The sequence below is a fragment of the Flavobacterium sp. genome, from assembly GCF_044360715.1.
Classification (GTDB): domain Bacteria; phylum Bacteroidota; class Bacteroidia; order Flavobacteriales; family Flavobacteriaceae; genus Flavobacterium.
This window is the reverse complement of the sequence record NZ_JBIKJY010000004.1, coordinates 51,107-73,481: the sequence shown is the minus strand read 5'-3', so window position 1 is coordinate 73,481 and position 22,375 is coordinate 51,107. Positions and strand designations below refer to the sequence as shown.

At 32.3% G+C, this 22,375-nt stretch carries 19 protein-coding genes and 4 tRNA genes; all 23 read left to right on the top strand.

Annotation, left to right across the window (positions count from 1 at the left end; all coding sequences use genetic code 11):
* The first annotated feature begins 5 nt into the window (after positions 1–5).
* The 23 genes from ACIQ16_RS02265 to rpoB all read left to right on the top strand — a co-directional run bounded on the left by ACIQ16_RS02265 (position 6) and on the right by rpoB (position 22,164).
* Positions 6–3,056, top strand: a complete 3,051-nt coding sequence (locus ACIQ16_RS02265) for a SusC/RagA family TonB-linked outer membrane protein (RefSeq protein ID WP_396148359.1) — start codon at positions 6–8, stop codon at positions 3,054–3,056.
* 11 nt (positions 3,057–3,067) lie between these two features.
* A complete protein-coding gene (locus tag ACIQ16_RS02260) occupies positions 3,068–4,612 on the top strand; it encodes a RagB/SusD family nutrient uptake outer membrane protein (RefSeq protein WP_396148358.1) in 1,545 nt (514 codons plus the stop codon).
* 87 nt (positions 4,613–4,699) lie between these two features.
* Entirely contained in the window at positions 4,700–6,568 is a 1,869-nt protein-coding gene (locus tag ACIQ16_RS02255; protein WP_396148357.1) for a putative porin, read from the top strand.
* Between the two features lie 76 nt (positions 6,569–6,644).
* The gene (locus tag ACIQ16_RS02250; RefSeq protein ID WP_396148356.1) at positions 6,645–8,006 is read left to right on the top strand and encodes a pyridoxal-phosphate dependent enzyme; all 1,362 of its coding nucleotides are present in this window, start codon (positions 6,645–6,647) and stop codon (positions 8,004–8,006) included.
* 95 nt (positions 8,007–8,101) lie between these two features.
* A complete protein-coding gene (locus ACIQ16_RS02245) occupies positions 8,102–9,370 on the top strand; it encodes a DUF2851 family protein (protein WP_396148355.1) in 1,269 nt (422 codons plus the stop codon).
* A 33-nt stretch (positions 9,371–9,403) separates the two neighbouring features.
* Positions 9,404–9,622, top strand: coding sequence for a PspC domain-containing protein (locus ACIQ16_RS02240; RefSeq protein ID WP_396148354.1), 219 nt, complete (start codon positions 9,404–9,406; stop codon positions 9,620–9,622).
* A 9-nt stretch (positions 9,623–9,631) separates the two neighbouring features.
* Complete coding sequence (locus ACIQ16_RS02235) at positions 9,632–10,510, top strand: ComEA family DNA-binding protein (RefSeq protein ID WP_396148353.1); 879 nt, start codon at positions 9,632–9,634, stop codon at positions 10,508–10,510.
* Between the two features lie 24 nt (positions 10,511–10,534).
* The gene (locus ACIQ16_RS02230) at positions 10,535–11,704 is read left to right on the top strand and encodes an acyl-CoA dehydrogenase family protein (RefSeq protein WP_396148352.1); all 1,170 of its coding nucleotides are present in this window, start codon (positions 10,535–10,537) and stop codon (positions 11,702–11,704) included.
* A gap of 88 nt (positions 11,705–11,792) precedes the next feature.
* Positions 11,793–11,987, top strand: coding sequence for a 30S ribosomal protein S21 (gene rpsU / locus ACIQ16_RS02225; protein WP_166127146.1), 195 nt, complete (start codon positions 11,793–11,795; stop codon positions 11,985–11,987).
* Between the two features lie 71 nt (positions 11,988–12,058).
* The gene (locus ACIQ16_RS02220; RefSeq protein WP_396148351.1) at positions 12,059–12,952 is read left to right on the top strand and encodes a tyrosine-type recombinase/integrase; all 894 of its coding nucleotides are present in this window, start codon (positions 12,059–12,061) and stop codon (positions 12,950–12,952) included.
* A 25-nt stretch (positions 12,953–12,977) separates the two neighbouring features.
* Positions 12,978–13,280: a ribosome hibernation-promoting factor, HPF/YfiA family gene (gene hpf / locus ACIQ16_RS02215; protein ID WP_291241157.1), complete on the top strand. Its 303-nt coding sequence runs from the start codon at positions 12,978–12,980 to the stop codon at positions 13,278–13,280.
* A gap of 93 nt (positions 13,281–13,373) precedes the next feature.
* Positions 13,374–13,447: transfer RNA gene (locus ACIQ16_RS02210), tRNA-Thr, on the top strand.
* Positions 13,448–13,540: 93 nt separating this feature from the next.
* Positions 13,541–13,621: transfer RNA gene (locus tag ACIQ16_RS02205), tRNA-Tyr, on the top strand.
* 119 nt (positions 13,622–13,740) lie between these two features.
* Positions 13,741–13,812 (top strand) — tRNA-Thr (locus tag ACIQ16_RS02200).
* A 56-nt stretch (positions 13,813–13,868) separates the two neighbouring features.
* Positions 13,869–15,056, top strand: coding sequence for an elongation factor Tu (gene tuf, locus ACIQ16_RS02195; protein WP_291241156.1), 1,188 nt, complete (start codon positions 13,869–13,871; stop codon positions 15,054–15,056).
* Positions 15,057–15,115: 59 nt separating this feature from the next.
* A tRNA-Trp gene (locus tag ACIQ16_RS02190) sits at positions 15,116–15,186 on the top strand.
* An 18-nt stretch (positions 15,187–15,204) separates the two neighbouring features.
* Positions 15,205–15,393: a preprotein translocase subunit SecE gene (gene secE / locus ACIQ16_RS02185; RefSeq protein ID WP_291241155.1), complete on the top strand. Its 189-nt coding sequence runs from the start codon at positions 15,205–15,207 to the stop codon at positions 15,391–15,393.
* Between the two features lie 6 nt (positions 15,394–15,399).
* Positions 15,400–15,951 carry a transcription termination/antitermination protein NusG gene (gene nusG / locus ACIQ16_RS02180; RefSeq protein ID WP_353150104.1) on the top strand — a complete coding sequence of 184 codons (552 nt, stop codon included), beginning with the start codon at positions 15,400–15,402 and terminating at the stop codon, positions 15,949–15,951.
* 64 nt (positions 15,952–16,015) lie between these two features.
* Entirely contained in the window at positions 16,016–16,456 is a 441-nt protein-coding gene (rplK, locus tag ACIQ16_RS02175; RefSeq protein WP_091309369.1) for a 50S ribosomal protein L11, read from the top strand.
* Positions 16,457–16,461: 5 nt separating this feature from the next.
* Positions 16,462–17,151, top strand: a complete 690-nt coding sequence (rplA, locus tag ACIQ16_RS02170; protein ID WP_166075916.1) for a 50S ribosomal protein L1 — start codon at positions 16,462–16,464, stop codon at positions 17,149–17,151.
* Between the two features lie 22 nt (positions 17,152–17,173).
* On the top strand, positions 17,174–17,674 hold the full coding sequence (gene rplJ / locus ACIQ16_RS02165; RefSeq protein ID WP_396148350.1) for a 50S ribosomal protein L10: 501 nt from the start codon (positions 17,174–17,176) through the stop codon (positions 17,672–17,674).
* A gap of 56 nt (positions 17,675–17,730) precedes the next feature.
* A complete protein-coding gene (gene rplL / locus ACIQ16_RS02160) occupies positions 17,731–18,102 on the top strand; it encodes a 50S ribosomal protein L7/L12 (protein WP_396148349.1) in 372 nt (123 codons plus the stop codon).
* 249 nt (positions 18,103–18,351) lie between these two features.
* Positions 18,352–22,164 carry a DNA-directed RNA polymerase subunit beta gene (gene rpoB / locus ACIQ16_RS02155; protein WP_396148348.1) on the top strand — a complete coding sequence of 1,271 codons (3,813 nt, stop codon included), beginning with the start codon at positions 18,352–18,354 and terminating at the stop codon, positions 22,162–22,164.
* Positions 22,165–22,375 lie beyond the last annotated feature (211 nt).

Below are 22,375 nucleotides of genomic sequence, written 5' to 3'. Positions count from 1 at the left end.
TTAATATGAGATCGAAGTTCAAATGGATTTTTACGCTTTTAGTAGCGTTTACAATGCAGTTTTCTTTCGCACAACAGAAAACTGTTACGGGTACAGTAACAAGTGATGGCGCTAAATTGCCAGGTGCTACTGTAAGTATTTCGGGTACAAAACAAGGTACTCAAACGGATGAGAATGGAAAATTCTCTATTAAAGTAGCTCAAGGTGATGTTTTGGAGGTTTCATTCTTAGGAAAAGACACTAAAACAGTAAAAATTGGTGCTGGTAATGTTGTTAATGTTGTTTTATCAACAACAAACAATGTAATACAGGATGTAGTTGTTCAAGGTTATAGAACAGTAACAAAAAAATCTGCTGTAACAGCTGATGCTTCTGTTTCTGCAAAAACTATTGAAAACAGACCAAATGCAAATGCTATGAATACCTTACAAGGTCAATTAGCTGGTGTTAACATTACTGCAAGTACAGGTCAGCCAGGTGCTAAATCTAGTGTAGTAATTAGAGGTATTGGTTCAATCAATGGTAACTCTGATCCATTGTATGTTATTGATGGTTTCCCATCTAACAGTGACTCATTCCGTACGATTAACTCAAATGATATTGAGTCTATTGCGGTATTAAAAGATGCTGCGGCAACTTCTGAATATGGAAATAGAGGTTCAAATGGGGTTATTGTAGTTAAAACTAAAAAAGCTAAATTTGGAGATGCTAAAACTAGTTTCAGATATAGTTCGCAATATGGTGTAGGGTATATGCAATTACCAAAATATACTTATGCTAATGCTAAAGAATTATTAAAAATTGAACAAAATTTTGGTGCTGGTTTAGGAGCAACATTAACGGATGCAGAAATTGCAGCTTATGGAGTTGATACTGATTGGGTTGGTTATTTCTTTAGACCTTCTACTTCAAAATCACATAATTTAAGTGTTGAGAACAGCAATAAAAACATTGCTTCTTTTACGTCATTAGGTTATTTTGACCAAGATGGTATCTTAGAGTCTACAGGAATCAAAAGATTTAACTTGCGTAATAACATAAATGGAAAATCTTCTAATGATAAATTTAAATACCAAATTAATACAGGTATTGGTTTCTCTAAAAATGCTCAAGCAACAAACTTAGGAGAGGGTGCGATTAATAGAAATTATGTAACTGGAGCATTCTTAGGAGCGCCTTATGTTTCTACTGATGTGTATCAAGGTTCACAATCTGCATTAGATTATTACAACAACACACCAGGTTTGTTAGCTACTCCAATTATGTTAATGGATAAGTTGCAAACATATACGAATTTAACAGATGAAATTAGAGTTGATGTAGCAACAGATTTTGCTTACAGCTTAACTAAAAACTTAACGTTCCGTTCAAGATTAAATGGGCAATTGTTAAATACTAGATTTAATCAAGCGGAGTTTCCAAATTCATTTAATGCTTTATTATTTCAAGCTCCAGGACAAACTTTTACAGGTTTTGAAGACATTCAAAGTAGAAGAGAATTCTTATTTAATAATTTATGGCAAGTAGCTTATAACAAACAAATTGGAAATCATACCTTTAATATTTCTGCTAACGCTGAATATAATAATTCTCGTTTTCAATCTAATAACTTTAGACAAAGAGGTTTAATTGCTGGAATTTTTATACCTGATACAGGTGCTGGATATGCAGCTGATACAGCAGCAAATGATTTCTATGTACCACAAATTTCTGCAGGTCAATTAAGAAATGATTTAATTTCTTACTTTGGTTCTGTTGATTATGATTTTAGTAAAAAATATGGTGTTGTAGCTTCTATCAGAAGAGACGGTACTTCAAGATTTATTGATTCTAAACAATGGGGTAACTTCTGGTCTGTTGGTGGAAGATGGAATATTGATGAAGAAGCATTTATGGATAATGCTAAATTTATTGATGTATTGAAATTAAGAGGATCTTATGGAACTGTAGGTAATCAAAGAATTATTGATGGGACTATTTACGCTGGTATAAACCCTCCTGCATTTGCAGATATTTATAGTGTTGCTAATAATACATATAATGGTGGTACAGGATACGGAATTAGTTTTGGATTTCCTGACTTACAGTGGGAAACAACTACACAGTCAAACGTTGGTTTAGATTTTGAAATGTTCAAAACTAGATTAAAAGGATCTTTGGATGTGTATAATAAAGTTACATCTGATTTATTCTTAGCTGCACCAGTATCAGCTACTTCAGGGACAACTTCATTAACTAAAAATACAGACGCATCTCTTACAAATAAAGGTGTTGAGTTAAATTTAGCTTATGATTTAATAAGAAACCAAGAAAAAGAAATTTTGTTAACTATTAAAGCTAACGGTTCTTATAACGATAATACAGTTGATGGTATTAAAGCAAATAATGGTGTTATTTTTACAGGTACAGGACCAACTTATATCACTGAAAACGGTGGTTCTTTAGATGCGCCTTTCGTATATCATTATATTGGTGTTAACCCTGCAAATGGTAACTTATTATTTGAAGATATAAATGGTAACCCAACTGAAACGCCTACAGCAGCAGATAGAAAAAGTACAAATAAAAACTATATGCCTTCTTACCAAGGTGGTTTTGGTTTTGACTTTTCTTACAAAGGATTCTTTACTTCTGCATTATTCACTTATGCATTTGATGTATGGAGATTCGATGTTGATTTAGAAAATTTATACGATCCATCTAATTTAGGTCAGTTTGTGGTAACTAATGACATGTTAAATGCATGGACTCCAACAAATACTAATACACAAGTACCTGCATTAAATGCAGCAAATATTGGATTAGATGATGATTCTGATCGTTTCTTAAGAGACGCATCTTACATTCGTTTAAGAAATGTTCAAGTAGGTTACAGAATGCCTAGTAAATTCTTAAAAGATACTTTCATTAAAGATTTATCTTTTACTTTACAAGCTGAAAACTTATTTAATATCACCAAATGGCAAGGTTTCGATCCTGAAAGTGATAGAACTGCTGATTTTTACCAATACCCAACACCAAGATTGTTTACTTTTGGTTTAGATGTTAAATTTTAATTAATAAAAATATGAAAAAAATATTTGGTTTATTATTTGTTTCATTGTCACTTCTGTTTTCATGTGACAATGATTTATTAGAGCCCTTCACTCCTGGTTCATTAACTGAGGAAGTGGCTATTAAGACAAGTTCGGATTTATCTAGATTGGTGAATTCAGCTATGAATATTATGACAAACAGAACAGAATATGTTTTTAGTTCAGTTTTTACTGACGAAGCAGCTCCTGGTTTTAACAATGGTGGTCAAGGAATTACATCAGATTATATTTTCTTAATGAATATATCAAATGGTTCTGCTAATTCAATTTGGACGTCTAATTATGCAGCTTTAGCTAGAATCAATCGTGCTATTGATTTTTCTTACACTGTTTCTCCTGTAGATGCTGCTGATGCGCAATTAATTGCAAGAACTAGAGCTGAAGCTTTAGTTTTTAGAGCTATTTGTCATTTAAAAATTATGTCTTATTATTCTACTGATCCTAAAAATGATGCAGCTTTAGCTGGAGTTTTAGCAAACAGAGTAATTGAAACTACTGAAACACCTCAAAGAGATTCTAATGGTGCATTTTATGCATCTATTCATGGTGATTTAAATGCTGCAATAACTATTTTTAATGGGAATACAGCTCCAGCTTATGCTAATAAAACGTATTATGCTTCTAAAGTATTAGCTCAAGCTATCAAAGCTCGTGCATATGCACTAAAAGGAGATTATACTAATGCTGAAATTTGGGCAGACACAGTTATTAATACTTCTGGTATTACTTTAGCTAGTACTCAAGCATCATATAATGCTGTATTTCATACTCACAATGAAGCAGCTAATACTGAGGTGATTTTCAGATTGAGAAGAACTGTACAACAGAATTCACAAGGAACTAATTTACATAATGGATGGTGTTCAGTTGCGAATAGAAGAAATGGTTCACCTTTCTATGAAGTTAGTAGAGCATTATATAACAAAATGGTTGCTAATTCTGGAGATATTCGTTTGAATACTATGGTGTTATTAACTGGAGCACAAGGCTCTTTAATTGACGCTAATTATGCAACAGCTACTGATGTCAGAAATTCTGATATTATTGTTTTTCAAAAGCATGGTGGTCAAACTGCTGCTACATCTACAAATGGAGCTAATCCGGACTTTATGGTTTGTAGATTATCTGAAATGTATTTGATCAAAGCTGAGGCAAGAGCTCAAGCTTCTGATTATGCAGGTGTTGCTTCTGCGTTACAAACTATTGTTACTGCAAGATTTACAACTCCATACACTGTTACAGCTCCAACAACAGCTCAAGCTGCTTGGAAAGCTGTTTTAGATGAAAGAAGAAAAGAATTGGCTTTTGAAGGTTTTAGATACATAGATTTAAAACGTATTGGTTCTTTAGCTGCTACTGGCTTAGATAGAGATGCTGCAGAATATGCTTCAGCTTCATGGAATTTCCCAGCAGGAAATCCTTCTAACTTACCTTTAACAAGTTATAAATTTACATTACCAATTCCAACTGCTGAATTAAATGCTAATTCTTCAATTCAACAAAATCCTGGTTATTAATAACCTATTTTATAAATTAAACCCCGATTTTATCGGGGTTTTTTTTTACAACAAATTCTCAGTACATTTGCCCTTTAAATTGTTAAAATGAGAACCCTACTTATTATATTGTTTTTTGCTTTGTCATTTTCTTCGAACGCCCAAGAAAGAGATACTACCAAAGTTGTAGACTTAAAAGCAGATATTAAACTTTATAAAACTTTCAATACTCAAAAAGATACGGTATATATTGATACATCTTTGACGATACAAGATGAATATAAATATAATTACTTAAGAAAAGATAATTTTGGGTTATTCTCCTTTTCAAATGAAGGGTACTTATATAATCAATTAGATTTTTCAAAAAAAACTACTGGTTCTTTGCCTCAATTTGGTTTTAATGCGAAACACGTTTCTTATTTAAATACAAATGATATTTATTATTATTCGGTGCCAACTCCTTTAACGGATATCTATTTCAAAACCGTTATGCGTCAAGGGCAAAGTTTAGATGCCTTATTATCTGTAAATACCAAACCAAATTTAAATTTTACGATTGCTTATAAATCAATTCGTTCGATTGGAGATTATTTTAATAATCTAACAAGTTCTGGTCATTTTAGGTTTATAACAAATTATCATTCATTAAATAAAAAATATTTTTTAAAAGCTAATTTTATTGGTCAAGATATTTTCAACCAAGAAAACGGAGGTGTAAAAACATTAGAACAATTAGATGGTACAAACCCATCTTTTAGTCAAAGAGAACGTGTAGATGTATATTTTACAGATGCTTCTTCTAAATTAAAAGGAAACCGTTATTTTATAAATCAATCATATCAATTTTCTACTGGTAATTCATTAGTGATTAAACATCAGGCCTATTATGAAAATAAATTTTACGAATATATTCAAGCCACAAAAAGTGACCGTCTGGGTACTGCAATTTCATCATCTATAAATAACAAAACCCGTTTTGATGTGTTTTACAATAAAGTTGGTGTTAGTTTTAAAACTAAAACGTTAGGTGAAATTAACTTTTTTCTGGATAATTATTCCTACAATCAGTTTTATGTTATTCCAGAAAATATATTGTACAATTCAAATGACAAATATAATTTACACAATCGCGTAACTTCGGTAGGTGGCCAATATGAGTTTGACAGAAATAAATGGAATTTCAATATTTTATTGCAGAATGCCATTTCCAATCAGCCGGCATCAAATTTTGAAGCTTTTGCCAAGTATAGATTTTCAAACGATAATTTTGTAAAAATATCAGCACAACAAGTTAGTAAAGTTCCAGATAATATTTTTGTATTTCATAAAAGTGATTACAATAATTACAATTGGGACACGCCTTTTAAAAATGAAAAAATCAGCACTATTAAAGTGGAAACTAAAAACAAATGGGTGGATGCAACTGTTCAAATATCAAATTTAAATGACCATTTGTATTTTTATAATACAACACAACGTTTAGATGTTTTACTCATAAAACCATTACAATACAGTAAATCTATTCAATATGCAAGCGCTGAAGTAGCCAAAGAAATTAATTTTAGAAGTTGGGCATTAGATAACAGAGTAAAATTTCAAGAAGTACAGCAAGATGCTAAAATTTTAAATTTGCCAAATATTGTTTTACGAAATACATTGTATTATACTAAATCGGTATTTAAGAAAGCTATGTTATTGCAAACGGGTATTACAGCAAACTACTTTAGTAAGCATTATGCAAATGATTATGTTGGTGTTTTAGGTGAATTTTATGTTCAAGACCAGACAAAAGTCGGAGGTTTCCCTGTTTTAGATTTCTTTGTAAATGCTCGTGTTCAGCAATGTAGAATTTACCTTAAAGCAGAACATTTTAATGCGTTGTTTACTAATAAAGTAGATTATTTTAACACGCCAAATTCGCCATTTCGTGATTTTCACATTCGTTTCGGATTAGAGTGGAATTTCTTTAAATAGAACAAAATCGACCAATTGAAGTTATTTTTTGTAAATCATACAAGAAAATGTAACTTTGTCATCACAAAAAAATGATATGAAATACGCTAAAAATATATTAGAAACTATTGGCAATACACCAATTGTAAAAATAAATAAAATTACAGCAGATTTACCTTGTTTGGTTCTTGGGAAGTTGGAAACATTTAACCCAGGAAATTCTGTTAAAGACAGAATGGCGTTAAAAATGGTGGAGGATGCTGAAGCAGATGGTCGATTAAAACCAGGCGGAACCATCATTGAAGGAACTTCTGGAAATACAGGAATGGGTTTGGCTTTAGCAGCTATTGTTAAAGGATATAAATGTATTTTTGTAATCTCGGACAAGCAGTCAAAAGAGAAGTCAGATATTTTACGTGCTGTAGGCGCGAAAGTTATAGTGTGTCCTACAGATGTAGAACCTACTGATCCACGTTCATATTATTCTGTTTCTAAAAGATTAGGTGATGAAATTCCAAATTCTTGGTATGTAAATCAATATGACAACCCGAGTAATGCAACTGCACACTATGAGCAAACGGGGCCAGAAATTTGGAAACAAACAGAAGGCAAGATTACACATTTTGTGGTTGGAGTAGGAACTGGCGGAACGATTTCTGGTGTGGCTAAATATTTGAAAGAACAAAATCCGAATATAAAAATTTGGGGAATTGATACATATGGATCCGTATTTAAAAAATACCACGAAACAGGTATTTTTGATGAAAATGAAATATATTCGTACATAACAGAAGGAATTGGTGAAGATATTTTACCATTAAATGTAGATTTTTCTTTGATAGACGGATTTACAAAAGTTACTGATAAAGACGCTGCAGTTTATACTCGAAAATTAGCTTTAGAAGAAGGGATGTTTTGTGGAAATTCTGCTGGTGCAGCTGTTAAAGGTGTTTTACAATTGAAAGAACATTTTAAACCAGATGACGTTGTGGTTGTTTTGTTTCACGATTCTGGAAGTCGATATGTTGGTAAAATGTATAATGACGAATGGATGCGAGAACGTGGATTTTTAGAAGAAGACATAACCAAGGCCGAGGATTTAATCAAAGATCATAAAGACAAACCTTTAATTATTGTTAGAACAGAAGAATTGGTTTCTCACGCTATTGAAAGATTAAAAAAATACAAAATTTCTCAAATTCCTGTAATTGATACGACTGGTTTTGTAGGAAGTTTAGATGAATCGGATTTGTTTAGAAGTTATTTTGAAAATAAAGACATTGCAGATTTGCCTATTAAAGAAGTTATGGGTAAGCCCTTTCCAGTTGTTTTGGCCTCGGCTTCTATTGATGAAGTTTCTAAATTAATTAATAAAGACAATCAAGCGGTTTTGGTAGATTTAGGAAACGGAAAACATCATATCATTACAAAACACGATATTATTAGTTCCATTAAATAGAAAATCTAAATAAATATTTTAAAAACGGATAGCAATATGTTATCCGTTTTTTTTATATTTGTTTTATATATAAGCCAAATTAAAAAGTACACGCGATGCAAGAAGAATTTCTCCATTATTTATGGGTAAATAAGAAACTACCATTTACCCAACTCAAAACACATCTTAACGAAAAGTTAGAAATCAATCATTTTGGACAGTATTTACAAAATGCGGGTCCTGACATTTTTAATGCTCAAATTTCTATTAATCAGCAAAAATGGGCTGGAAATATTGAAATTCACGTTAAATCTTCCGATTGGTATTTACACAATCACGAAAAGGACGCTAATTATGACAACGTAATTCTTCACGTAGTCTGGGAAAATGATACGCCCATTTTTAGAAAAGACAATTCTGAAATCCCAACTTTAGAATTAAAAAAGTACGTCCCACTTTCTGAAATAAACAAGTATAAATCGCTAATAACTTCTAAATCTTGGATAAATTGCGAAAATCAAATCGCAGAAATTGATACGTTTGTTTGGGAAAATTGGTTAGAAAGTTTGTTTTTAAATAGATTAGAAAGAAAATCTGAAATTATAGATAAGCGATTACGAGAAACAAATACGAATTGGGAAGCCATTTTTTTTGAATTGTTATCCAAAAATTTTGGTTTGAATACAAATGGCGATTGCTTTTTGCAATTGGCTCAATCTATTCCTTTTTCGATAATTAGAAAAGAAAGTTTTGATGTTGAAAATTTGGAAGCCTTATTTTTCGGTAAATTAAATTTATTAGATGAGCCTATCGAAGATGAATACCACACAAAATTAGCATTGCATTGGAGCTATCTCAAAATAAAATATAATTTAGAATCAGAATTTGGTTTGTATCCGCAATTTTTTAAACTTCGACCAGATAATTTTCCAACAATACGTTTATCGCAATTTGCAAATTTAATAGCGAATAATCACAATCTGTTTGCTCAATTGATTCAAGCAAATTCTTATTCTCAAATCAAACAATTATTAAAAAGTGAAACTTCAGAATATTGGATAAATCATTATAATTTTTCAAAAACAAGTAAAACAAAAAGTAAAGGTTTAACCAATCAATTTATCGATTTGATACTAATTAATACAGTAATTCCTATAAAGTTTTGTTATGCTAAACATCAAGGAAAATTAAATATTGAAGAATTAATATATCTTTTAGAATCAATACCTTCAGAAAAAAATGCTATTCTCGAGAAATTCTCAGCTTATAATGTAAAATCAGTAAATGCTTTTCAATCACAATCATTATTAGAACTTAAAAATGAATATTGTAATAAAAATAAATGCCTTAACTGCGCTGTAGGTTTGCAATTGTTAAAAAACTAAGTATCTTTATACTTTGAATATTTATTCGCATATATGTACAATTTACTACACTTCTTCGAAAAAAACGGATTTTTTGTAGCTTCTCGTCTAGCGGACAGATTAGGAATGCGTGCCACTCAAGTACGTTTGTTTTTTGTATATATATCTTTTATTACTGTAGGATTAGGTTTTGGTTTTTATTTAACTTTAGCTTTTATATATAAACTTAAAGATTTAGTTTACACCAAACGAAGTTCAGTTTTTGATTTATAACAGTAATCTATGTTACGATTTTCTAAAGGACATTATTTCGGAATTGCAATATTAATTTGTAGCATTGGATTGTTACAACTATTTATTTATTGGTATAAAAACCAAAAGGAAACAACATCTTCGGATTTAACTCAAGAAGAGAAAAATTGGCTTTTAGCTCAAAATGAAATTGATAGTATAAAAGTAGTAAATCAAGAAAATTCCAATAAAATTTATCCATTCAATCCAAATTTTATTTCAGACTACAAAGGATATAAGTTAGGTATGTCAGAAACGCAAATTGACAAGTTGCATCACTTTAGAGCGCAAAATAAATATGTAAATTCAAATGCAGAATTTCAGAAACTAACTGGAGTTTCAAATGAATGGATGAAACAATATGCAATATATTTTAAATTTCCAGATTGGGTAACCAATAAAACTTCTAAAAACTATCAGTTGAAATATGAAAACACGTATCAGAAATTTGATAAAAAAGAATCTAAAATTGTTGTACAAGATTTAAATAAAGCTAATCAAGTAGAATTAGAAAAAGTCTATATGATTGGCGAAAAATTAGCGCTTAAAATAATTTCTGAACGAGAACGATTTGGAAATTTTGCTTCTATGGATCAATTAGGTTTTATTTGGGGAATTTCGCCTGAAGCAATTGCAGATTTGAATAAAAAATTCCAAATTAAATCTTCAGAAAACTTAAAAAAGATAAATATTAACACTTCTACCATAAAAGAATTACAACAATTTCCATACTTTAATTACACTATAGCTAAGAATATTGTAACTTTTAGAAGTATGAATGGCGATTTTAAAAGCAGTGAAGATTTAACAAATGTTAAGCAATTTCCACTTGAAAAATTAAAAATAATAGCCTTATATTTGGAATTCTAAAAACAAACCAATAAAATCTAATTAATGAATTCATTATATTTTACAGAAGAACACGAATTGTTCAGAAAAAGTTTACAAGATTTTTTACAAAAAGAAGTTGTGCCTCATATTGAAAAATGGGAAAAAACAGGCACAATTGAACGCTTTATTTGGAAAAAATTTGGTGAAATGGGCTTTTTCGGAATTAATTATCCTGAAGCTTATGGTGGATTAAACTTAGATTTGTTTTATACCGTTGTTTTTTTAGAAGAACTTCAAAAAATTAAGTCTTCTGGTTTTGCTGCAGCTATGTGGGCACACGCTTATTTAGCCATGACGCATTTAAACGCAGAAGGAAGTGAAGCTATCAAACAAAATTATTTAGCGCCAAGTATATTAGGTGACAAAATTGGTGCACTTTGCGTAACCGAACCTTTTGGAGGAAGTGATGTAGCAGGCATGCGAACTACGGCTGTAAAGCAAGGAAATAAATTTATTATAAACGGCTCGAAAACATTTATTACAAATGGTGTGTATGCCGATTATTATATAGTAGCTGCAAAAACAAATCCAGAACTTGGAAATAAAGGAATTAGTATTTTTTTAGTAGATACCAATTTAAAAGGAATTTCTGCAACCAAACTTGATAAATTAGGTTGGAGAGCATCGGATACTGCAGAAATTGCATTTGATAATGTTGAGATTCCTTTAGAAAATTTAATGGGTGAAGAAGGAAAAGGATTTCCATACATTATGCAGCATTTTGCATTTGAAAGATTAATAATGGCAGTTAATGCTCACGCCAGAGCGGAATATGCCATCGATTATACTATAGAATATATGTCGCAACGTGAGGCATTTGGAAGTAAAATTAATAAATTTCAAGCGCTACGTCATACAATGGTGGAACACGCTACTGAAGTTGAACACTGCAAAATCTTCAATTACGCAGCTGTGGCTAGATTAAACAATGGAGAGTATGTAGTAAAAGAGGCTACAATGGCAAAATTGAAATCTACAAAAGTAGCTGATTTAGCTATTTACGATTGCTTACAAATGCTTGGTGGTTATGGATATATGGAAGAATACCCGTTAGCACGATTGTTAAGAGACAGTCGTTTAGGTCCAATTGGCGGTGGTACTTCAGAAATTTTAAAAGAAATTTTATCGAAAATGATTATCGATAATCAAAATTATAAACCAGCCGTTAAATAGTTGTTTTAAAAATAATTCACAATTCGTAATTCATAATTCATAATTTTTATTTAAGTTTGCACCCTTAACGAGAGGAGGTGTCAATATTATGTTAATTATACCAATTAAAGACGGAGAAAATATCGATAGAGCATTAAAGCGCTATAAAAGAAAATTTGATAAAACAGGAACTGTTCGTCAGTTACGTGCACGTCAAGCTTTCATTAAGCCTTCTGTGACAAACAGAATCAAAATTCAAAAAGCGGCTTACATCCAAAACATGAGAGACAACTTAGAAAGTTAATCCATCATTTTTTGATTAAATACTTTAACCGTTAGATTATAAATTATAAATTTGTATCTAACGGTTTTTTTATGCGTAATAATTTACAGTCACATCTAGAATATCTCGAAAAGGAAAAAAAGTATTCTCCACTTACTGTGAATGCGTATCAAAAAGACATTATGTCATTTCAAACTTTTTTAAATGAACATCACGACGCTTGTTTATTAGAAGAAGTAAATTATGCTTTAATTCGAAGTTGGATTGTTAAATTATCCGATGCAAAAATTGCAGCTTCTTCAATTAATAGAAAAATGGCATCCTTAAAATCGTTTTACAAGTTTCTATTAAAAACAAAGCAAATTGAAAACAATCCTTTTGTAAAACACAAATCGTTAAAAACACCCAAACAAGTTCAGATTCCTTTTTCTGAAAAAGAAATTAATACCTTATTTGAATTGCATTTTTTAGAAACCGATTTTGATAGTGTGCGAAATAGATTGGTTGTAGAATTATTATACGCAACTGGAATGCGAAGAGCGGAATTAATTAATTTAGAAACAAATGCAATAGATTTTTATGGCAATACTATAAAGGTATTAGGAAAAAGAAATAAGGAAAGAATTATACCTTTATTAGCATCCACGACTGATGTAATAAAATTATATTTAACAAAACGTAAAGAACTCGATAATATAGGTGCTCCCGAAAAGTTAATTTTATCTAAAAAAGGAAATAAAATAAGCGAAACGTTTGTGTATCGATTAATAAATGATTACTTTAGTACTATATCTGAAAAGGTAAAAAGAAGCCCCCACGTTCTTAGGCATTCCTTTGCAACACATTTGTTAAATAACGGTGCAGATTTAAATTCAGTTAAAGAGTTGCTTGGTCACGCTAGTTTGTCATCTACTCAGATTTACACACACAGTAGTTTGTCAGAGTTAAAAAAAGTATACAGCAATGCACACCCAAGAAACAAGTAATGTTTAATTAAAACCTATAATTATTATGAAAGTGAATGTACATGCAGTTAATTTTAATATCGACAGAAAATTAGTTGATTTTATAGATGAAAGAATGACTAAATTAGAAAAATATTACGATAAGGTAATTTCTTCGGATGCGTTTTTAAAAGTAGAAAATATAAGCGAAAAAGAAAACAAAACAGTTGAATTAAAGGTATTGGTTCCTGGTGATGATTTTATTGTAACCAAACACAGTAAAAGTTTTGAAGAAGCTGCAGATTTAGCAATTGAATCTTTAGAACGATTATTAGTAAAGAGAAAAGAAAAATTAAGAGCGCACAGTTAATTGAAAAAAAGATTTAAAAAAGTTTTGATTAATAAATAAATTACATACATTTGCAGTCCGTTAGAAATAGCGGACTTTTTTTATGTATAAAACGCCGGTGTAGCTCAGCTGGCTAGAGCAGCTGATTTGTAATCAGCAGGTCGTGGGTTCGAGTCCCTCCACTGGCTCTTTGAAATTATGTTAATCAAAATAAATAAGTGCATTTTCTAATGTGTATTTAGAATTTAGTATTTGTTTTTTTGATTTTTTAAGTAAGGTTAGGGGAGATACTCAAGCGGCCAACGAGGGCAGACTGTAAATCTGCTGTGAAAACTTCGCAGGTTCGAATCCTGCTCTCCCCACAAACTTTTTTAAATGAATTTATTTAAAACTATTTTAAGTAAAATCTTTAAAATTGATAAATAGAATAAATAGGATTAAGAGCAAATTTAGGTTTGTTTTTAACTCTGAACTCACAAAAGCCGGTGTAGCTCAGGGGTAGAGTGCTTCCTTGGTAAGGAAGAGGTCTCGGGTTCAATTCCCGACATTGGCTCAAAATAGAAATAATTTTTGAACACTAATAAATAACTAAGATTAAATTTTAAAATCATGGCAAAGGAAACATTCGACCGTTCGAAGCCCCATTTGAATATTGGTACTATCGGACACGTAGATCACGGTAAAACTACGTTAACAGCTGCAATTACAAAAGTATTGTCAGATGCAGGTTTATCAGAAGCAAAATCATTTGATCAAATTGATAATGCTCCAGAAGAAAAAGAAAGAGGTATTACAATTAACACGTCGCACGTTGAGTATTCAACTGCTAACCGTCACTACGCTCACGTAGACTGTCCAGGTCACGCGGATTACGTTAAGAACATGGTTACAGGTGCTGCACAAATGGACGGTGCTATCTTAGTAGTTGCTGCTACAGATGGTCCAATGCCACAAACTCGTGAGCATATCCTTTTAGGTCGCCAAGTAGGTGTGCCAAGAATGGTTGTATTCATGAACAAAGTGGATATGGTTGATGATGCTGAATTATTAGAGTTAGTTGAGATGGAAATCAGAGACTTATTATCTTTCTATCAATATGATGGTGATAATGGTCCAGTTATTCAAGGTTCTGCTTTAGGAGGTTTGAATGGAGATCCAAAATGGGTAGCTACTATTATGGAATTAATGGATGCAGTAGATTCATGGATTGAATTACCAGTTCGTGACGTTGAAAAACCATTCTTAATGCCAGTTGAAGATTCATTTACAATTACTGGTCGTGGAACTGTTGCTACAGGTCGTATCGAAACAGGTATTGCTAATACAGGAGACCCAGTTGAAATTATCGGTATGGGTGCTGAAAAATTAACATCTACTATTACAGGAGTTGAAATGTTCCGTAAAATCTTAGATAGAGGTGAAGCTGGAGATAACGTAGGTTTATTGTTAAGAGGTATTGATAAAGCTGATATCAAAAGAGGTATGGTTATTATTAAGCCAGGTTCAGTAAAACCACACGCAAAATTTAAAGCAGAGGTTTATATCTTGAAAAAAGAAGAAGGTGGACGTCATACTCCATTCCATAATAATTACCGTCCTCAGTTTTATGTACGTACAACTGACGTAACAGGTACTATTATGTTACCACAAGGAAGAGAGATGGTTATGCCAGGTGATAACTTAACAATTGATGTTGAATTATTATCTCCAATTGCATTGTCTTTAGGTTTACGTTTCGCTATCCGTGAAGGTGGTAGAACAGTAGGTGCTGGACAGGTAACTGAAATTTTAGACTAATTTAAAGTCAATAATATTTTTTTAAATCAGTATCGAGCAATCGGTACTGATTTTAACATACGAGCGTAGTTCAAGGGCAGAATAGTGGTCTCCAAAACCATTGATGGGGGTTCGAATCCCTCCGCTCGTGCAAAATAATGTAAATATCATGTTAAAATATTTCTCTGAAGCATTCGAAGAATTAAAATCAAATGTAACTTGGCCAGAATGGGCAGAAGTACAAAAATACACTATCGTTGTAGCATTATTTTCAGTAATATTTGCTTTAGCAACTTGGGGTATTGATTTAACTTTTACAAAAGTATTAAACGGTTTCTTTAATTTGTTAAAAGGTTAATACGAAATGGCTGATAATAACGTAAAGAAATGGTATGTCGTTAGAGCGGTAAGCGGACAAGAAAACAAGATTAAAGCTTATATTGAGCAAGAAGTTAATCGTGTTGGAATGGCTGATTATGTCTCACAAGTTCTTGTGCCTACTGAAAAAGTAGTACAAGTAAAAGACGGCAAAAAAATATCAAAAGAAAGAGTATATTTCCCAGGTTATGTTATGATAGAAGCTAACTTAACAGGTGAAATTCCACATATTATAAAATCTATTACCGGTGTTATCGGTTTTTTAGGTGAAACTAAAGGTGGTGAAGCAGTTCCATTAAGACTGGCTGAAGTAAACAGAATGTTAGGTAAGGTTGACGAATTATCTGTAACAACAGAAAACGTTAACATTCCTTTCTCTATTGATGAAACAGTTAAAGTTATCGATGGACCTTTCAATGGTTTCAATGGAACTATTGAAAAAATAAATGAAGAAAAGCGTAAACTTGAAGTAATGGTGAAAATTTTCGGTAGAAAAACACCTTTAGAATTAAGTTTTATGCAAGTTGAAAAAGTATAATTTTTGTTACATATATATAAACCCGCATTAATCGCTTCCAATGGTTAATGTAAAAATTTAAAAAATGGCTAAAGAAGTTAGTAAAGTAGTTAAACTACAAGTTAAGGGAGGTGCTGCGAACCCGTCGCCACCGGTTGGACCTGCTTTGGGAGCTGCTGGAGTTAACATCATGGAGTTCTGTAAGCAATTTAATGCTAGAACACAAGATAAACCCGGCAAAATATGTCCAGTACAAATTACTGTATATAAAGACAAGTCTTTTGACTTTGTTGTAAAAACTCCACCTGCTGCGGTTCAATTAATGGATGCTGCAAAATTAAAGTCTGGTTCAGGAGAGCCTAATCGTAAAAAAGTAGCAAGCGTTACTTGGGATCAGATTAAGGCAATCGCTGAAGATAAAATGGCAGATTTAAATGCATTCACAATGGAAGCTGCAATGAGTATGATTGCTGGAACAGCTAGATCTATGGGTATAACTGTAACTGGAGATTCTCCTCTAAAATAAGAGATATGGCAAAATTGACAAAAAAGCAAAAAGAAGCTGCAGCAAAAATTGAAAAGAATAAATTATATTCTTTAAAAGATGCTTCAGTATTAATCAAACAAATTGCTTCTGCAAAGTTTGATGAATCAGTTGATATCTCTGTTAGACTTGGAGTAGATCCAAGAAAAGCAAATCAAATGGTAAGAGGTGTGGTTGCATTACCACACGGTACAGGTAAAGATGTAAGAGTTTTAGCCTTAGTTACTCCAGATAAAGAAGCGGAAGCTAAAGCAGCAGGTGCAGACCACGTTGGTTTAGATGACTACCTTCAAAAAATCAAAGATGGTTGGACAGATGTTGATGTAATTATCACTATGCCAGCTGTTATGGGTAAATTAGGTCCATTAGGACGTGTTTTAGGACCAAGAGGTTTAATGCCAAACCCTAAAACAGGTACAGTAACAATGGATGTTGCTAAAGCAATTCAAGAAGTAAAAGCTGGTAAAATTGACTTTAAAGTTGATAAAACTGGTATCGTTCATGCAGGAATAGGTAGAGTATCTTTCGATGCTGATAAAATCTATGACAATGCACACGAAATTGTTCAAACATTAATCAAATTAAAACCAACTGCAGCGAAAGGTACTTACATTAAGTCTATTCACTTAACAAGTACTATGAGTCCTGCTATCGCTTTAGATCCTAAAGCAGTATAATTGGTAGTTAAATATATTTAGTATGACTAGAGAAGAAAAATCAATTGCTATTGAAGATTTAACTGCACAGTTAGCAGATGTGAATGTTGTGTATTTAGCAGACATTTCTGGACTTGATGCAGGGACTACTTCAGACTTAAGAAGAGCTTGTTTTAAAGCAGGAATCAAATTAGAAGTTGTAAAAAACACTTTATTAGCGAAAGCTATGGAGGTTTCTGCAAACGACTATGGAGATTTATCGTCAACTTTAAAAGGAAATACTTCTATAATGATTGCAGATACCGCAAATGGTCCTGCAAAAATTATTAAAGAATTCCGTAAAAAAGGACAAAAACCTGTTTTAAAAGGAGCATATATTAATCAAGAAGTTTACATTGGTGACGAACTTTTAGATAGTTTAGTAGCTATTAAATCTAGAGAAGAAGTTATCGGTGAAATCATCGGATTATTACAATCTCCAGCTAAACGTATCCTTTCAGCTTTATTAAACAATGCTGAAACGAAAGGTGAAGCTGCAGAATAACAAAACAAAACGCACTTAATAAATTACATATTTTAAACACATTAAAGATAGAAAAAATGGCAGATTTAAAACAATTCGCAGAACAATTAGTTAATTTAACAGTAAAAGAAGTTAACGAATTAGCAACAATATTAAAAGACGAGTATGGTATCGAGCCTGCTGCTGCAGCTGTAGTAGTTGCTGCTGGTGGTGGTGATGCTGGTGCTGGTGCTGAGCAATCAGAATTTACAGTAGTATTAAAAGAAGCTGGTGCTTCTAAATTAGGAGTAGTTAAAGCGGTTAAAGAATTAACTGGTTTAGGTCTTAAAGAAGCTAAAGATTTAGTAGATGCTGCTCCAGCAAATGTTAAAGAAGGCGTTTCTAAAGATGAGGCTGAAGGGCTTAAGAAAGCTTTAGAAGAAGCAGGAGCTGTTGTTGAGTTAAAATAATCTCACTCAGTTTGAAATACAGGTTTAGGTCTTGGAAATCGTTTCCAACGACCTAAACCATTTTTCGTATAATAAAATTATATAGTTTTATAATTTCGAAAAATGTTTTTTTAAATCAATACGAAGAAAAAAAATAAATTTCATTTGTTTTTAAAGATGTATTGGTTGTAAAAAAAAAGTATAAAATATTTTATAAATGTTGTGTTATCACAAAAATTACTTTTTTTTAATCAAAAATATTATCCATTGATGATTGCTAATCAAACAGAAAGAATCAATTTTGCCTCGACAAAAAACATTCCGAATTATCCAGATTTTCTAGATATTCAGGTGAAGTCATTTCAAGATTTTTTTCAATTAGAAACTAAATCAGACGAAAGAGGTAACGAAGGTCTTTATAATACCTTCATGGAAAATTTTCCAATAACGGATACTAGAAACCAATTTGTATTGGAGTTCCTAGATTACTTTATTGACCCACCAAGATATACAATCGAAGAATGTATTGATAGAGGTTTAACGTATAGCGTTCCTTTAAAAGCACGTTTGAAATTGTATTGTACAGATCCAGAGCACGAGGATTTTGAAACTATTGTGCAAGATGTATATTTAGGTACTATTCCATACATGGCGCCAAGCGGAACTTTCGTTATTAATGGCGCAGAACGTGTTGTGGTTTCTCAATTGCATAGATCACCAGGGGTTTTCTTTGGTCAATCTTTCCACGCAAACGGAACTAAATTATATTCTGCCAGAGTAATTCCTTTCAAAGGTTCTTGGATAGAATTTGCAACAGATATCAATAACGTAATGTATGCGTACATTGATAGAAAGAAAAAATTACCAGTTACTACTCTTTTCCGTGCCATAGGTTTCGAAAGAGATAAGGACATTCTTGAAATTTTCGACCTTGCGGAAGAAATTAAAGTGTCTAAAACTGGAATCAAAAAATTCATCGGAAGAAGACTTGCTGCTCGTGTATTAAATACTTGGCATGAAGATTTCGTTGATGAAGACACTGGGGAAGTGGTTTCTATTGAGCGTAATGAAATTATCTTAGATCGTGATACGATTTTAGATAAAGAAAACGTAGAAGAAATTATTGAAGCAGATGTTAAAGTAATTTTATTACACAAAGAAGATAGCAATCAAGCCGATTTCGCTATTATCCACAATACATTGCAAAAAGACCCTACGAACTCTGAAAAAGAAGCCGTAGAACATATATATAGACAATTACGTAATGCCGAACCGCCTGATGAAGAAACGGCTCGTGGTATTATCGACAAATTATTCTTCTCTGACCAACGTTACAATTTAGGTGATGTAGGTCGTTACAGAATGAATAAAAAGTTAAACTTAGACATCCCTATGGACAAACAAGTTTTAACGAAAGAAGATATCATTACGATTGTAAAATACTTAATAGAATTAATTAATTCAAAAGCTGAGATTGATGATATTGACCACTTATCTAACCGTCGTGTTAGAACGGTTGGTGAACAATTATCTGCACAGTTTGGTGTAGGTTTAGCTCGTATGGCGCGTACTATTCGTGAAAGAATGAATGTACGTGATAACGAAGTATTTACTCCTATCGATTTGATTAACGCTAAAACGTTATCATCTGTAATTAATTCATTCTTTGGTACAAACCAGTTATCTCAGTTTATGGATCAAACGAATCCATTAGCAGAGATTACTCACAAACGTCGTTTATCTGCACTTGGACCTGGAGGTTTATCCAGAGAAAGAGCGGGATTCGAGGTTCGTGACGTTCACTATACGCATTACGGACGTTTATGTCCTATTGAAACACCTGAGGGACCAAACATTGGTTTGATTTCTTCACTTGGTGTATATGCAAAAGTAAATGGAATGGGATTCATCGAAACACCTTACCGTAAGGTAACTGATGGTGTAGTAGATTTAGAGTCAACTCCAGTTTATTTAAGTGCAGAAGAAGAAGAAGGAAAAATGATTGCACAAGCAAACATTGAAATGGATGCTAAAGGTAAAATTACTGCTGCTAATGTAATTGCTCGTGAAGAAGGAGATTTCCCTGTGGTTTCTCCATCTGCAGTACATTATACAGATGTAGCACCAAATCAAATTGCTTCTATTTCAGCTTCATTAATTCCATTCTTAGAGCATGATGATGCGAATAGAGCCTTGATGGGTTCTAACATGATGCGTCAGGCAGTACCTTTATTAAGACCAGAAGCGCCTATTGTAGGAACTGGTTTAGAAAGACAAGTTGCGTCTGATTCTCGTGTGCTTATTAATGCAGAAGGTGCTGGTATTGTAACGTATGTAGATGCTGATAAAGTAACTATTAAATACGACCGTACTGACGAACAAAGAATGGTAAGTTTTGATGAAGATGAAAAATCTTATAACTTAATCAAATTCAGAAAAACCAATCAAAGTACTACTATTAACTTAAAACCTATCGTAAGAAAAGGTTCTAGAGTGGAAAAAGGTCAAGTACTTTGTGAAGGATATGCTACTCAAAACGGAGAATTGGCTTTAGGAAGAAACCTACAAGTTGCCTTTATGCCTTGGAAAGGGTATAACTTTGAGGATGCAATTGTAATTTCTGAAAAAGTAGTTAGAGATGATATTTTTACATCTATTCACGTTGATGATTATTCATTAGAAGTTAGAGATACTAAATTAGGTAATGAAGAGTTAACTAACGATATACCTAACGTTTCTGAAGAAGCTACTAAAGATTTAGATGAAAATGGTATGATTAGAATTGGTGCAGAGGTGAAACCTGGCGACATTCTTATTGGAAAAATTACACCTAAAGGGGAATCAGATCCAACTCCAGAAGAAAAATTATTACGTGCTATATTTGGTGATAAAGCGGGTGATGTAAAAGATGCTTCATTAAAAGCATCTCCTTCATTACACGGTGTGGTTTTAGATAAAAAATTATTTGCTAAAGCCGTTAAAGATAAACGTAAGCGTTCAAAAGATAAAGAAGATTTAGACAAACTTGAAATGGAATTCGAAGTGAAATTCACCGAATTAAAAGACAGGTTAATTGATAAATTATTCTTAATCGTAGACGGAAAAACTTCTCAAGGTGTAATCAATGATTTAGGTGAAGAAGTACTACCAAAAGGTAAAAAATTCACTAAAAAAATGTTACAAGCTGTAGACGATTTTGCTCACTTAACAAAAGGACAATGGACTACAGACGAACATACCAATTCATTAATTAACGATTTAGTACACAACTATAAAATCAAATTAAACGATTTACAAGGGGTACTAAGAAGAGAGAAATTTACAATTTCTGTTGGAGATGAATTACCTGCTGGAATTTTAAAATTAGCTAAAGTATATATCGCTAAAAAACGTAAGCTAAAAGTTGGGGATAAAATGGCAGGACGTCACGGTAACAAAGGTATTGTTGCTAAAATCGTTCGTCAGGAAGATATGCCTTTCTTAGAAGACGGAACACCAGTAGATATCGTATTAAATCCATTAGGCGTACCTTCTCGTATGAACATTGGACAGATTTATGAAACCGTATTAGGTTGGGCAGGTCTAAAAACTGGTAAAAAGTTTGCAACCCCTATCTTTGATGGTGCTTCATTAGATCAAATTAATGGCTATACTGACGAAGCTGGAATTCCAAGATTCGGTCATACGTATTTATACGATGGTGGAACTGGAGAGCGTTTCCATCAACCAGCAACTGTTGGAGTTATCTATATGCTTAAATTAGGGCATATGGTAGATGATAAAATGCACGCACGTTCTATCGGACCATACTCATTAATTACGCAACAACCTTTAGGAGGTAAAGCGCAATTTGGAGGTCAACGTTTCGGAGAGATGGAGGTTTGGGCGCTTGAAGCATATGGTGCATCAAGTACTTTAAGAGAAATCTTAACTGTTAAATCGGATGACGTTAATGGTAGAGCCAAAACGTACGAAGCAATCGTTAAAGGTGAAACTATGCCAGAACCAGGATTACCTGAATCATTCAATGTATTAATGCATGAATTAAAAGGTCTTGGTTTAGATATCAGATTAGAAGAATAATTTCAGTATTCAGTGGTCAGTTTTTAGTAGTCAGTCTGAACACTAAAAACTGAACACTGAACACTATATTAATAAAGAGTTTTTAGGATTTATACCCGTAAACCGTTCCGATTTTTTATAGAAATATAATTAGCACTTACAACGTTAATGTTGAAGTTTAGAGAAGTAAGCCGAGGTAGCGTTAAATCTAAAGTAAATCTTTAGAGGATAA

Excerpts from the sequence above, each read along its gene's own strand:
- rplK (WP_091309369.1), top strand. The coding sequence starts at position 16,016 with ATGGCTAAAGAAGTTAGTAAAGTAGTTAAACTACAAGTTAAGGGAGGT.
- rplA (WP_166075916.1), top strand. The coding sequence starts at position 16,462 with ATGGCAAAATTGACAAAAAAGCAAAAAGAAGCTGCAGCAAAAATTGAA.
- rpoB (WP_396148348.1), top strand. The coding sequence starts at position 18,352 with ATGATTGCTAATCAAACAGAAAGAATCAATTTTGCCTCGACAAAAAAC.
- ACIQ16_RS02230 (WP_396148352.1), top strand. The coding sequence starts at position 10,535 with ATGAATTCATTATATTTTACAGAAGAACACGAATTGTTCAGAAAAAGT.
- ACIQ16_RS02240 (WP_396148354.1), top strand. The coding sequence starts at position 9,404 with ATGTACAATTTACTACACTTCTTCGAAAAAAACGGATTTTTTGTAGCT.
- nusG (WP_353150104.1), top strand. The coding sequence starts at position 15,400 with ATGGCTGATAATAACGTAAAGAAATGGTATGTCGTTAGAGCGGTAAGC.
- secE (WP_291241155.1), top strand. The coding sequence starts at position 15,205 with ATGTTAAAATATTTCTCTGAAGCATTCGAAGAATTAAAATCAAATGTA.
- hpf (WP_291241157.1), top strand. The coding sequence starts at position 12,978 with ATGAAAGTGAATGTACATGCAGTTAATTTTAATATCGACAGAAAATTA.
- rplJ (WP_396148350.1), top strand. The coding sequence starts at position 17,174 with ATGACTAGAGAAGAAAAATCAATTGCTATTGAAGATTTAACTGCACAG.
- ACIQ16_RS02255 (WP_396148357.1), top strand. The coding sequence starts at position 4,700 with ATGAGAACCCTACTTATTATATTGTTTTTTGCTTTGTCATTTTCTTCG.
- tuf (WP_291241156.1), top strand. The coding sequence starts at position 13,869 with ATGGCAAAGGAAACATTCGACCGTTCGAAGCCCCATTTGAATATTGGT.
- ACIQ16_RS02235 (WP_396148353.1), top strand. The coding sequence starts at position 9,632 with ATGTTACGATTTTCTAAAGGACATTATTTCGGAATTGCAATATTAATT.
- ACIQ16_RS02265 (WP_396148359.1), top strand. The coding sequence starts at position 6 with ATGAGATCGAAGTTCAAATGGATTTTTACGCTTTTAGTAGCGTTTACA.
- ACIQ16_RS02260 (WP_396148358.1), top strand. The coding sequence starts at position 3,068 with ATGAAAAAAATATTTGGTTTATTATTTGTTTCATTGTCACTTCTGTTT.
- ACIQ16_RS02245 (WP_396148355.1), top strand. The coding sequence starts at position 8,102 with ATGCAAGAAGAATTTCTCCATTATTTATGGGTAAATAAGAAACTACCA.
- ACIQ16_RS02250 (WP_396148356.1), top strand. The coding sequence starts at position 6,645 with ATGAAATACGCTAAAAATATATTAGAAACTATTGGCAATACACCAATT.
- rpsU (WP_166127146.1), top strand. The coding sequence starts at position 11,793 with ATGTTAATTATACCAATTAAAGACGGAGAAAATATCGATAGAGCATTA.
- rplL (WP_396148349.1), top strand. The coding sequence starts at position 17,731 with ATGGCAGATTTAAAACAATTCGCAGAACAATTAGTTAATTTAACAGTA.
- ACIQ16_RS02220 (WP_396148351.1), top strand. The coding sequence starts at position 12,059 with ATGCGTAATAATTTACAGTCACATCTAGAATATCTCGAAAAGGAAAAA.